At 58.0% G+C, this 13344-nt stretch carries 7 protein-coding genes; 6 read left to right on the top strand and 1 reads right to left on the bottom strand.

What is annotated here, in order from left to right:
* The first annotated feature begins 12 nt into the window (after positions 1–12).
* The 5 genes from AC1DIG_RS22165 to AC1DIG_RS22145 all read left to right on the top strand — a co-directional run bounded on the left by AC1DIG_RS22165 (position 13) and on the right by AC1DIG_RS22145 (position 6741).
* Positions 13–1425 (top strand): TolC family outer membrane protein, encoded by a 1413-nt coding sequence (locus tag AC1DIG_RS22165; RefSeq protein WP_477769029.1) that lies wholly within the window; start codon positions 13–15, stop codon positions 1423–1425.
* 133 nt (positions 1426–1558) lie between these two features.
* The gene (locus AC1DIG_RS22160) at positions 1559–3697 is read left to right on the top strand and encodes a type I secretion system permease/ATPase (RefSeq protein WP_477769028.1); all 2139 of its coding nucleotides are present in this window, start codon (positions 1559–1561) and stop codon (positions 3695–3697) included.
* 95 nt (positions 3698–3792) lie between these two features.
* A complete protein-coding gene (locus AC1DIG_RS22155; protein WP_477769027.1) occupies positions 3793–5208 on the top strand; it encodes an HlyD family type I secretion periplasmic adaptor subunit in 1416 nt (471 codons plus the stop codon).
* 375 nt (positions 5209–5583) lie between these two features.
* On the top strand, positions 5584–6009 hold the full coding sequence (locus tag AC1DIG_RS22150) for a hypothetical protein (RefSeq protein ID WP_477769026.1): 426 nt from the start codon (positions 5584–5586) through the stop codon (positions 6007–6009).
* 225 nt (positions 6010–6234) lie between these two features.
* Positions 6235–6741, top strand: coding sequence for a DUF5625 family protein (locus tag AC1DIG_RS22145; RefSeq protein ID WP_477769025.1), 507 nt, complete (start codon positions 6235–6237; stop codon positions 6739–6741).
* A 418-nt stretch (positions 6742–7159) separates the two neighbouring features.
* Here AC1DIG_RS22145 and AC1DIG_RS22140 read toward each other — a convergent pair whose 3' ends face one another.
* The gene (locus AC1DIG_RS22140) at positions 7160–7531 is read right to left on the bottom strand and encodes a hypothetical protein (RefSeq protein ID WP_477769024.1); all 372 of its coding nucleotides are present in this window, start codon (positions 7529–7531) and stop codon (positions 7160–7162) included.
* Here AC1DIG_RS22140 and AC1DIG_RS22135 point away from each other — a divergent pair, their 5' ends adjacent.
* Entirely contained in the window at positions 7532–13339 is a 5808-nt protein-coding gene (locus tag AC1DIG_RS22135; RefSeq protein ID WP_477769023.1) for a S8 family serine peptidase, read from the top strand.
* Positions 13340–13344 lie beyond the last annotated feature (5 nt).

Below are 13344 nucleotides of genomic sequence, written 5' to 3'. Positions count from 1 at the left end.
ACATGGATTGTTATGACTCATTCCCCCCGTTTGTTCACACCGCTATTGATTCTCACACTAGCGATGACCCCGGCTGTGGCCGACGCAAGTCCCGCGCGTGCCGATTTACTGAGCGTTTACCAGCAGGCCGTCGAGCACGATGCTCAGCTGTCAGCGGCACGGCATGATTACCAGGCTCGACGCGAAAGTGTCCCGCAAGCCCGCGCCGGATTACTGCCCACGCTAAATGCGGGAAGTACAGTGGAGTCTGTCCGGCTGCAACGCGATGAACCGGGCCTGACACGTACCCGCAGCACATCGGTGTTTCAGGCCAATCTGAATCAACCACTGTTTCGTGCCGATCGCTGGTTTCAACTCGAGGCCGCCCAGGCCAGTACAGCGCAGGCTGAACTTGAGCTGGGCGCGAAAGAGCAGGGGCTGGTTTTGACGGCGGCTCAGACCTACTTCGAAACCTTGCGTGCATTGGATCTGTTGGCCGCCTCCAAAGCCGAGGAAGCAGCGCTCAAGCGTCAACAGCAACAGGCTCAGGCGCGCCTGGAGAATGGCGCATCGAGCATTACCGACGTGCTCGATGCCCAGGCCGCTTATGACAATGCCGGGGCCAATCGAAAACTGGCTGAACGCAAGGTCGATGATGCCTTTGAAGCACTGTCTCGATTGACGCGCCAGGAGTATTCGGCGATCGAAGGGATTCAGCATCAGCTGCCCGTGGAGTTGCCGACACCCAACGATGCCAATACGTGGGTGAGTCAGGCAGTACGTCAGAACCTTGCGTTGCAGGCCAGCAGTTACGCGGTGATTGCCGCCGAGCAAACCAATCGCCAACGCAAGGCTGGCTATGCACCGACTGTTGATGCGGTGGCGTCCTGGCGCAAGGGTGACAACGACAGTTTCGGCTATAGCAACCCGACCGATTTCGGGCGCAATGGCTACCGGGGCGATGTCACCCAAGGCAGCATCGGACTGGAGCTGAACGTTCCGTTGTTCACCGGCGGCCTGACCCGCTCGCAAGTGCGCGAAGCGACAGAGCGCCTGGCCCAGAGCGAGGATGAGCGCGAAGACCGGCGTCGTGAAGTGGTGCAAAACACCCGAAACTTCTATCGCGCCGTCCATTCCGATATCGAGCAGGTGATTTCCCGACGTCAGACGATTCTCTCCAGCCAGGCCTCGGTCCAGGCCAATCAGGTCGGCCGTGATCTGGGCTCGCGCAATACCGCTGACGTGCTTAATGCCCAGCGCCAGTTGTACAGCGCCGTGCGCGAATACAACAACGCCCGTTACGACTACATCATCGATACGTTGAAGCTCAAGCAGACGGCGGGGACGTTGAGTCCAACCGACCTGAGCGACCTGGCGATGTACCTGACCAAGGACTACGACGCGGATCGGGATTTCCTGCCACCACAGGAGCGCAAGGCGCTCTGATCATCATTTCATACGACTGAGTGAAATAAATCTCATGAAATGATGGCATATTGATGTCTAATGTTTCAGAATTGTTACAACCTGTTGAAAGGTTTACGAATTTATTGCCGCACTGCGGCGCGCATGGAAGCTTATGAGTGATCAAGGAAGGGGCGCCGAGTCGCCCGCGCCAGATACCGGTCTCGTGTGTCTGGTCATGCTGGCCCGTTTTCATACGGTGGCAGCGTCCGCCGAACAACTGGCCCACGAATTCGCTCCGGCGAACCAGTTGTTCACCCAGCGCGAACTGCTGCTTGCTGCACGCAAGCTGGGGCTCAAAGCCAAATCGGTCAACACCACCATCGCGCGTCTGGACCGTACGCCCTTACCGGCGATTGCGGCCAACGGTGATGGAACATTCTTCATCATTGCCAAGCTGGACCAAGGCAAAGCACTGATCCAGGACCCGCGCTCGGATCGCCCCGAAGTCATCACCTTTGAGGCGTTGGCAGCGTGCTGGACCGGCGAGCTGGTGCTGGTGCGTTCCGAAGCAGGGCTGCCTGGCGAAACCTCGCGTTTCGATTTCACCTGGTTTATTCCCGCCATCGTCAAGTACCGCAAACTGTTGGGCGAAGTGTTGCTGGTGTCATTCGCCCTGCAATTGTTCGCCCTCGTGACACCGCTGTTTTTCCAGGTGGTCATGGACAAAGTGCTGGTGCATCACGGGTTGACCACGCTTGATGTCATCGCCGCCGGGTTGTTGGGCATCATGCTGTTCGAGTCCGCGTTGAGCGGTTTGCGCAGCTATGTGTTCGCGCATACCGCGAGCCGTATCGACGTGGAGTTGGGCTCGCGGTTATTCCGGCATTTGATCAACCTGCCGCTGGCGTATTTTCAGGCGCGACGGGTCGGTGATTCGGTGGCCCGGGTGCGTGAACTGGAGAACATCCGCAGCTTCCTGACCGGCAACGCGATTACCTTGCTGCTGGATGTGCTGTTCTCCCTGGTGTTCATTCTGGTGATGTTTTACTACAGCGGTTGGTTGACCCTGATCGTCCTGCTGTCGTTGCCTTTGTATGTGCTGGTCTCGGTGTTTGTCACACCAGTGCTGCGTGCCAGGTTGCAGGACAGTTTTACCCGTGGCGCGGAAAACCAGGCGTTTCTGGTGGAAACCGTGAACGGCATCGACACCGTGAAATCCATGGCCGTCGAGCCTCAGGCGATTCGCAAGTGGGACAACCAGATGGCGGCTTACGTCGCTGCCGGTTTCAAGACCCAGACCTTGTCCACGCTCGCCAATGAGAGCGTGTCGCTGATCGGCAAACTGGTCACCGTGGCGACCCTCTGGCTGGGGGCTCGACTGGTGATCGACGGTCAGCTGTCGGTGGGCGAACTGATCGCGTTCAACATGCTTGCCGGACGTGTCAGCGGCCCGATCATGCGCCTGGCGCAGCTGTGGACCAGCTTCCAGCAAACCGGTGTTTCGGTGCAGCGTCTGGGCGATATCCTCAACACCCGTACCGAACTGTCCCAGGCCACCCGCAGCGCGTTGCCGCCGCTCAAGGGACAGATCGAGTTCGACCAGGTGCATTTTCGTTATCGTGCCGATGGCTCCGAAGTCCTGCGCGGGATCAGTCTGCAGATCGCGGCCGGTGAGGTGATAGGCGTGGTGGGGCGTTCCGGCTCCGGTAAAAGCACCCTGACGCGTCTGCTCCAGCGCTTGTATGTGCCGGAGCGTGGCCGAGTGCTGGTCGATGGCATGGACCTGGCGCTGGCCGATGTTTCATCGCTGCGCCGGCAAATCGGCGTGGTATTGCAGGACAACATGCTGTTCAACCGCAGTATCCGCGAAAACATCGCCTTGACCGATCCGGGCGCGCCGCTCGAAGCGGTCATGCATGCCGCCAGCATGGCCGGGGCCCATGAGTTCATTCTGGAACTCCCCGAGGGCTACGACACCATGGTGGGTGAGCACGGCACTTCACTTTCCGGTGGTCAGCGGCAACGGATCGCCATCGCTCGCGCGTTGATCGGCAACCCGCGGATTCTGATCTTCGATGAGGCTACCAGCGCGCTGGACTATGAGTCCGAGCGGATCATCCAGCAGAACATGCAAAGCATCTGCGCCGGTCGCACGGTCATCATCATCGCGCACCGACTGTCCGCAGTGCGCGACGCCAATCGCATTCTGGTGGTCGACCGCGGGCAAATCGTCGAGCAGGGCAGCCACGCTGAATTGCTGACGCATCAGGCGGGTCACTACTCGCGTCTGCACCGCATGCAGCAGGGCTGAACAGCCCCTCAATCGCCTGTCACTGATGTGTCGATCGCGCCTTGCATCAGGCGCGGCGGCATTCACTGTATTCCGGATTCAAGGACCGATTTCCCATGAGCGCACCCCCTTCGTTATTGCAGCGCTATCGTCATGCCTGGAGACAATCCTGGCGCCAGCGCAAAAACATGGACAGCCCGCGTCGGCTATCCCATGAGGCACAGTTTCTGCCGGCGGCGCTGGAGTTGCAGGACACGCCGGTGCATCCGGCGCCGAGAATTTTTCTCTGGAGCATCATGGGCTTTGCCGTGCTGGCGCTGCTCTGGGCCTGCGTCGGCAAGATCGAAGTGGTCGCCGTGGCGCCGGGCAAGATCGTGCCGAACGGTAAGACCAAGCTGATTCAATCCAGCGAAACCGCAGTGGTCAGGGCGATCCACGTCAGTGACGGTCAGTCGGTAAAAGTCGGCGAGTTGCTGGTCGAGCTCGACCCGACCGCAGCGGACGCCGACGTCAGGCGCATTCAAAGTGATCTGCTGGGCGCACGAATCGACAGCGCCCGCAGTGCCGCGATGCTCGATGCGATCAACCAGCAACAGCCGCCGGCATCGCTGATCGGGGCGATTGCCAATGCCAACCCGGAACAAGTACTGAGCGCCCAGCGCTGGTTGCAAGGTCAGTATCAGGAATACCGCAGCAATCTGGAGTTGGTCGACGCCGAGATTCTTCAGCGCAGCGCCGAAATCCAGTCCGCGCAGGCGCAAGTGGCGAGCCTTCGCCAAACCGTGCCGATCGCCACGCAATTGGCCGAGGACTACCAGCGGCTGCTGGCGCAACAGTACGTGGCGCGTCATGAATACCTGGAAAAGGAACAGGCCCGACTCGACCTGCAACGTCAGTTGAGCGTGCAACAAGCCAGCGTCCTGCAATCCACCGCCGCCCAGGGCGAGGCACGGCGCAGGCGTGAGGGCGTCGTCGCGCAGAATCGCCGTGCCATGCTTGACCTGCAACAGGAGGCCAACCAAAAAGCCGCAAGCCTGGTTCAGGAACTGGCCAAGGCCCGCTATCAGGAAACCCTGACCAGCCTCAAAGCCCCGGTGGACGGCACCGTCCAGCAATTGGCCATCCACACCGTCGGTGGTGTGGTCACTCCAGCCCAGCCGTTGATGGTCATCGTCCCGGCGGATCAGCCAGTCGAAGTGGAAGCGATGCTGGAAAACAAGGACGTCGGCTTCGTCCGCGCCGGCCAACCGGTCACGGTCAAGGTCGAAACCTTCACCTTCACCAAATACGGCACCGTCGACGGCGAAGTGCTCAGCGTCTCGAACGACGCCATCGACGATGAAAAACGCGGGTTGATCTACAGCAGTCGTATTCGTCTCAACACCGATCACTTGATAGTCAATGGACAACGAGTGGCACTGTCGCCGGGGATGTCGGTAACGGCGGAGGTGAAGACCGATCAGCGTCGGGTGATCGAGTACTTCCTGAGTCCGCTGCAACAGCATGTGGATGAGAGTTTGAGAGAGCGGTAGTCAGGAGAACTTTCGTGGCGCGAAAAAAGAAGGAGGGAGCGTTGGCCGATTTTAAGGGTTTGTTATTAAAAGCGTGTATTTGTGCTTGGCAACTGCTTCGGGTTCTTGTTGCGATTATCCTGCTGGTAGGGCTTTGTTTTTGCGTTTTCCTTGTGGCGGTTTCACCGAGAGGTTTATGGGGTGTGAGCTAGAGTGGGTAGATTTATTTTTTTAGGATCAGAGTTCGGAAAATAAATCTGTCCACTTTGTTGTTTTTCTTTGAGCGGGGGCGGCGTGGGTAAAGTATCAAGTGGGCCCTTGTATTGGCTCGGTGTTGTAGTGGCTTTGTTTTCGTTTCTGTATTGCTTGATTCCAGAGTCGAAAGATAACCCATACATGAAGATTTGTTCGCCGCAAGATGGCGGTGGTTTCGCGGGTTGTGAGTTTTCAGGTGACAAGAAGTCAGGCCCTGTATTTCGGTTTCATTTGCCTCCTGAAGAATGTCGGTTGGTTGATTACGCTGGTGGTGATGTTCTCACTGTTTCCATTGATTATCCCAGCATGAAAGTCGTAAAGCCGAGAATAGACAAGTCCGTCATCACGATTCGAATGTTCCCGGTTTTACGTTCCTCTTTTTGGGAGGGCGCATTTTTAGAAGGGGTGGAACCTTCGAAGACAGTTGAGAGTGTTAAGTTTTACGACTATGGAGGGCTTGCTACTCGAACATTTGATGGAGGTGAAGGCGAGACTGTATTTGCCACTGATCATGAACGCTATTGGCTGGCTAAGCGTTTATTCAAAGATCTACGGGTGTCTTATTAGTATGCGCGCACGTTTGAAGATGTAAGGTTGATGGATAGGTTTGTGGTGAGCTTTCTTAAGCAGGCAGTAGTTAATTAATGGGTTATGGATGAGAGTCGTTAATTTCCGCTAAACCGCTAATGGGTGTCCCCTTTGATGGTCCCTTTGATGTTGCAAAGGAGGAGCGTGCGAGTGATGCTTTTAGAGAGGTTTGTGTCGGTGGGAATGAGAAGGATGGGGTTAGTTATGCATAAAGTGATAAGTGTCCTACGTAACGGGATTTTAGGTGTTGTGTGTTTTTTGCTGGCAGCCTGTTCAGCACCTGTATCAATAGTAAAACCCTTGGATGTCTCCCAGGCTAACCAGTTCGCCAATGCACAGTTTGTAGTCAATAAAACCGGCGATTACAGATTCGCTTTGTTATTTGCGAAGGGGCATGGCTTGGCTGCAATAAATAAGCAAATTGAAGTATGGGGTGATCTTGATCATGAGGGGGTAGCTATTCCCATACACCTTCGGATCTTGAAAGATGAGCAGGTGTTCTTTGATGAAGAAATAGTAACAGCAGGTGTGCAGTGGGGGCAGGGGATTGAGTATGAGGGGCGGTATATTAATGCAGCAGTTCGGTTGATTGAGACTGTAAAGCTGGTGCCGGGAAGTTACGTTGTTGAAGTGGGTACTCTTGACTGTCGGGAAGCATTTCGGGGGGTTGAGGGGTTTGTGCAATTTACTTATTACAATCCAAAGCATTGAAGCAGTCTTAGGTTGGTAAAGGAGCGTTAAAGTGGAAAAGAAGTACAGTGTTACTTATAAGGTTGCCAGGGCGGGAGCAGAATACGAATATCAACAAGATAAAGGTGATCACAAAGCGGGCGATACTCACTCGTCGTCGGGTGGGCATATGTGGTATTCCTTGAGTGATGGTGCAGGCTATAAGCAAAGTTACGGTTTTGAATCCGTCCACGACCAGATGCGTGGTGAAGGACAGGTGGGTAGTTTTGATGACGCAGGGTACAAGCAAACAGCATACGAAGTAAGTGTGGTGTTGACCGAAGATCAGTTTAATAAATTAAAGAATTTTTCTCAGGATCCTGCGTCGGGTGGATTTGATAACACGCGTTATAGATTGCTCACCAATAGCTGTGTGGATTTTGTCTATGCCTCTCTAAAATCAATTGGGTATAACGGCAAAGGATTCGAAGGTGCTCTTTTTCCGGCGGATAACATAAATCCAGTCAACAACCTTCTGCATACTTATGGTGCTCAAATTATTCGTGACGACCTGACGCGGCACGGTGAATATTATGAAGCGAAAGATGGTCAGCAATGTTTGTGGCTTGGCGCGGGTGACGTCTATGCTGTCCCTCAGACATCCAACCTGATCAACATCGACATCAATCCTTCCCCCCAACCCCAACAACACATCCAGGGCGAAAGCAAAGCCCAGCAAGACGTCGCCAACGGCTTCATTCAAAACGCCGCGACGCACAATATCTTCGCCCTTGGCGGGATTCTCAACAAAACCGATTTCACCTCCACCCAAATGGCCAGCCTCGCCTCGGGCGGTATTCGCCCCGGTGAAATGCAGCTCGATCCCAATGCTCGGCCCAACACCTATCTGTCGAGTTTCTACCAGGCTCCGAACAGCAGCAAACCGGATTTCAGCCTGCGCAATGCCGTGACCCTGAACGGTTTGTCGGCCATGTCCACGTTCAACACTTACGTTGACCCGCTGTTGCTGGATTTGACCGGTAATGGCGTGCGCATGACCGATATCCGCGACGGTGTGCTGTTCGATACCGACCACAGTGGCACGCTCAAGCGCAGCGGCTGGGCGGATCGCAGTACCGGGATGCTGGTGATCGACGATGGCAGTGGTCAGATCAAGGACGTCAGCCAGATGTTCTCCGAGTATTACGGCGGCAAGGCCGGCGTCAACGGCGCGGCGGGCGAGACGAAGTTCAAGGACGGTTTCGCGGCGTTGGCCAGCGAGGACGCGAACAAGGACGGCGTGATCGATCAGAAAGACCCGATCTGGAGCAAGTTGCGGGTCTGGGTCGATGGCACCCACGATGCCAAGGTCGATGCGGGCGAACTCAAGACATTGGCCGAGCTGGGCATTACCCAGATCAACGTCCGCGCCGCTTCCAGCAATGCTGAAATCCGTGATGGCAACAAGGTGCTCGCCACCGGTTCGTTCACCATCAATGGCAAGAATCAGGAAGCGCTGGCGGTCGATTTCCTTGGCGATCCGGTCAGCAACACTGTGAGTACGCAGGGCGCCGGCACACGAGTGACCTCCACCACCAATGGCATCACCACAACCGCGTATGCCAGTCAGAGCACCACGGGTGAAACCCTGGATGCGGCGCAACTGGGCGTGAACAATCTGTACGGTGGCAGCGGCGACGACACCTTGATCGCCGCACCAGCCGGCGGTTGGCTGGTGGGCGGTGCCGGCAGCAACACCTATGTCGGCGGGGCAGGCGATGACGTCTTTGTCATCAGCGCTTCGGACAATCCGGTCAATATTCACGGCAATGGCGGTCACGACACGGCGATCATCGTCGGTGACAAAGGCGTGGTGTTGAACATGGCCCACGCCGGTTTGACCATCGCCGAGGGTGGCAGTGGCAACGACACGATCATGAGCGGTGGCACCGGCAGCGCCTTCATCAAGGGCGGCTCGGGCAATTCGACCCTGGTCGGCGGCGCGGGCAACGACGTACTGGTCGGCGGCACCGGCCACAACACTATCATTGGCGGCAGTGGCAAAGCGGTGATCTACGCCGGGCCGCAGGGCGACACCATTTACGCCTCCGAAGCCGGCAGCATCATTCACGCCGGTGGCGGCGCCGATAAAATCTACGGCGGCGCTGGTAACGATGTGATCGAAGTCGGCCACGGCAATGCAACCATCGATGGCGACGGCGGGATCAACCTGGTCACGCTGCACGGCAACCATGGCGATTACCGCATCACCCGCACCGACAGCGGTTATGAAGTGGCCGACAAGGTCGCCGGACGTGACGGCACGGTGACGCTGAAAAACATCCAGAAGCTCAACTTCTCGGACATTTCTGCCGTCGACCTGCAAACCCCCAACGCCATGCCGGTGGCGGATGTGCTGACCCATGACAAGGACGGCAAGGTCTTCGATCGTACGCAGACTCACCTGATTTCCGCAGAGAGCCTGTTGGCCAACGATCAACACCTCAACAGCCAGGGCGCGTTGCGTATCGCCAATGTCGGCGACGCGGTAGGCGGTACGGTCAGCCTCACGGCCCAAGGCGATGTGCTGTTCAACCCGGACGCGCATTACACCGGCCTGATCAGCTTCAAGTACGGCGTGGCCGATGCGGCCGGCAACCTGTCGGCATCGGTGGTGGATCTGGGCAGTGGGCAGACCGCGCCGATGCGTGCCGGTGTCACCTTGCTGACCCCGGAAGTGCCGCTTGATCCACTGGCGGCTCAGGAATGGTACTTGAGCGACACCAACGTGCTGCCGGTCTGGAAGGACTACACCGGCAAGGGCGTGCGCATCGGTCAATTCGAGCCGGGTGGCCAGTTCGCCACGGCACCTGAAATCTTTGATATCGCCCACCCGGATCTGGCGCCGAACGTCGACAAAGCCTGGTTGCAGACTCAACAGGCGGGCGGCACGTTGCCAGGGCTGGTGTCCAACCACGCGACGATGGTCGCAGGTGTCATGGTCGCGGCCAAGAATGGCGCAGGTGGCGTAGGTGTGGCCTACGACGCAACGTTGGGCGGTTATTACCTGGCCAACAGCGGCGCCGATCTGGCCGGGTTGGGGCATATGGTCAGTTTTGATATTGCCAACAACAGCTGGGGATTCTCGAACGATTTCGCCCTGAGCAATTTGCAGAACGGCCAGATCAACACTGCCGCTGCGCTGACCATGAATGCACAGTATGCGGCGAGCAACGGGCGTGGCGGTTTGGGCACCATTATTGTGGCGGCGGGCGGCAACAGCCGAGCGACTGGCGGCAATGCCCAGGGTTCGCTGACCAACAACAACCGCTTCTCGGTCGAAGTCGGTGCAATCAACGCTCAGGGCGATTTGTCGACCTTGCAGATCGGCTCTTCACCGTTCTCCAATCCCGGTGCAAGCCTGTTGGTTTCGGCACCGGGCAGCAACGTGGTGTCCACCAGCCATATGCTGGAAACCGAGCGCGGTTCCACCTTCGGCAACGACTACACCAGCATGCAGGGCACCAGTTTTGCTGCGCCGATCGTCTCCGGCATTGTCGCGCTGATGCTGCAGGCCAACCCGAACCTCGGTTATCGGGATGTGCAGCAGATCCTGGCGTTGTCGGCGCGCAAGATCAACGACTCGTCCACCCAGTGGAGTGACAACGGCGCCCACGGCTGGAACGGCGGGGGCATGCACACCAGCAACGATTACGGTTTTGGTGAAGTCGATGCGCGGGCCGCCGTTCGCTTGTCCGAAGCGTGGATGACTCAAAGCACCGGCGCCAACGAGTACGTCTACAGCGCCTCGAGCGGTGCGCTTGGAAAACCATTGGCGGCGGGAGCGACGCTGACTTCGTCCATCGCCATGAATGCCGGTTTGAACGTCGAACACGTCGAGATAGACTTCGATGCCCAGGTGAGTCGTCTTGGCGATCTGACGCTCAAACTGATTTCCCCCGATGGTACTCAGAGCGTACTGCTCAACCGTCAGGGCAAGGTCCCGGACGGCATGCCGGGCGCGAGTGCGAGCGATGTCGGCAGCACGCAGTCCGGGGCGTTCAAATACACCTTCATGTCGACCCATGATTTCGGCGAACGCTCGGCTGGCAACTGGACGTTGCAGGTGACGGATTCGGCCTCCGGTCTGCCGGTCACGCTCAACAGCTGGTCGCTGCGTTTGTACGGCAGCAAGGCCAGCCCGGACGACACCTATTTCTATACCGACGAATACATCAAGTCGGTAGCCGCGAACGCCAATCGTGGGGTGCTCGATGATGCGGTCAATGGTGTAGCGGGCGGGCGCAATACCCTCAATGCCGCAGCTGTCTCGGGGGATACCTCGGTCAATCTGCTGACCGGTGTCGCCAGCATCGGCGGCGCGGCGTTGACGGTGAAAAATCCATCGAGCATTCAGAACATCGTCGCTGGCGATGGTAACGACACGCTGATAGCCGGTGCGGCGGATGCCTTGCTCGATGGCGGGCGTGGCAATAACAGCCTGGTCGGTGGCGCGGGCAAGGACTTCTTTGTGGTCCATCGACGCGATGCAGGCACCGATACCATCAGTAACTTCGAGGCCGCTCGTGGCGAAATCGTTGATCTGGTGGGTTTCGCCGGCAAGAAATTCGCGGACCTGGTGCTGACGCAGCAGGGTGCGGACGTCAAGGTCGATCTGGGCAAAGGCCAGAGCCTGGTGCTGAAAAACCAGGCGCTCGCCAGCATCGGTGCCGGGCACTTCAAGTTCCAGGACACCTTTGTCGCCCCGACGGCTTACGTCAACAGCGATGCTCAAGCGGTCAAGCCGCAAGAAGGCCTGGGCACCGTGGTGCTGAAGGGCGGCAGCAATGGCGTCCAGCTCAACGGCTCGGTGTTCTCTCTGAGCGGCACGGTCTACAGCCATGACAGTGCGACCTCGGATGTGTTCGTGGTGGCGGCCCAGCCTGGCGCGAAGGACTACAACAACGCGCTGCGCGGGTTCCGTCATGGCATCGATAAAATCGACCTGCGTCAGACCGGGATTACCGACTTCAGCCAATTGACCGTCGAGCACAAGAACCGCGGCACCATCAATGGCCTGACACAGATCCATGGTGTATTCGTGGCGCTCACCGGCGCCAACGGTCCGGGTTCGAACACCAATCTGGTGTACCTGGATGCACTGGATGTTGCACAGATCAGCGCCTCGGACTTCCTCTTCGCCGAGCATGCGCCGGATGTGGTGCCGACGGTCGGGCCGGTGGTGACGCCGGTAACCGAACACCCGACGGTCACCGTACCGGGTACGTTGACGCCGATTGTCGAGCGCCCTGGCGTTGACAAGCCTTCCGTGGTCGGGCCGCTTCTGCCCGTCGATCTGCATCCGACCCCGAGCGTCCCGACGATTGACCCGGTATTGCGACCTTCCGTCACGATCCCGGACTTCAAGTTGCCGGAGACCAAGACGATCGAGCAGATCCTGGCAGAGCGGGGTGTCAACCTGAACCCGAAAGTGCCGGAGCACAAAACCGTCGAGCAGATCCTTGCCGAGCGTGATGCGAATCGCGGTGCGACGACTGTCCCTGAACGCAAAACCATTGAGCAGATTCTTGCCGAGCGCGGTGTCGGTTCGCTGGAACCGTCGAAGTTGCCGGACATCGGTCCGGTCGGGCGTGAGGTGGGCGGGCATACCCCGATTGATATTCCGAGCCCGCGGCCGATTGTCATTCCGGATATTCCTGTCATCGATATTGCTCACCGAGATCTTGATATCCCGAGCCGCCCGCGGGTTACCGTTCCTGATGTCACGGTTTCGCCAGACCCGCGGCTCAAGTTTGATGATGTGCCTGCGGTGTCGGTTGACGACTCGGACTTCTCGTATGTTTCTTACCGTGACAGAACCCGGGTGCGTCCAACGCCCACGACAGTGGATCCGGTGACAGTGACGGCGGGTGACAGGATCAGTCCGCCGGTATTCCCGGCAGTGGACCCTGCACCTGTGGCTACTGACCCTAACACCATGACGGTCAAGGGGTTCTTTGCCAATGTCACCCTGGGGGATGAGAGCAAGACCATCAACGTCGAGGCGTCGAGTGCCAAAGTGGTTGCCGGCAACGGTGACAACAAGGTGAATGTGACGGGCCGTTGGGGCGAGATCACGCTGGGTAATGGCAATAACGTCGTGACCGGTGATGTCGACAAACTCACGGTTGGCCACGGCAACAACACCATTACCGACTCCGGGTCTTTCTCCACGGTAAAACTGGGGGATGGCAATAATAAGGTGGTGGTCAGCGGCAACATGCCGACGGTTGAACTCGGGCACGGGGTCAATGACATCGAGTTCAGCAGCGCGAGTGGCGATCTGGTGTTCGGCAAGGATATCAACCCCGATCATCTGTGGTTCCAGCACAAAGGCCAGGACCTGCAGATCTCGGTCATCGGCAGCAAGCAGGAGGTTACGCTGCATAACTGGTATGCCAGTACCCCTGAGCGTCCACGAGACATCATGGCCGGCGACCGTCATCGGTTGATGAGCAATAATGTCGAGCACCTGGTCCAGGCCATGGCGGCGTTCGCGCCGGCGGCACCGGCGACCATGACCTTCGGTGCTGCCGAGCAGCAGGTGTTGCAGCCTGTGCTGGCGGCCAACTGGATGTAAATAAC

This window comes from Pseudomonas sp. 05N431 (genome assembly GCF_056397005.1).
This window is presented reverse-complemented; position numbering and strand designations above follow the sequence as displayed.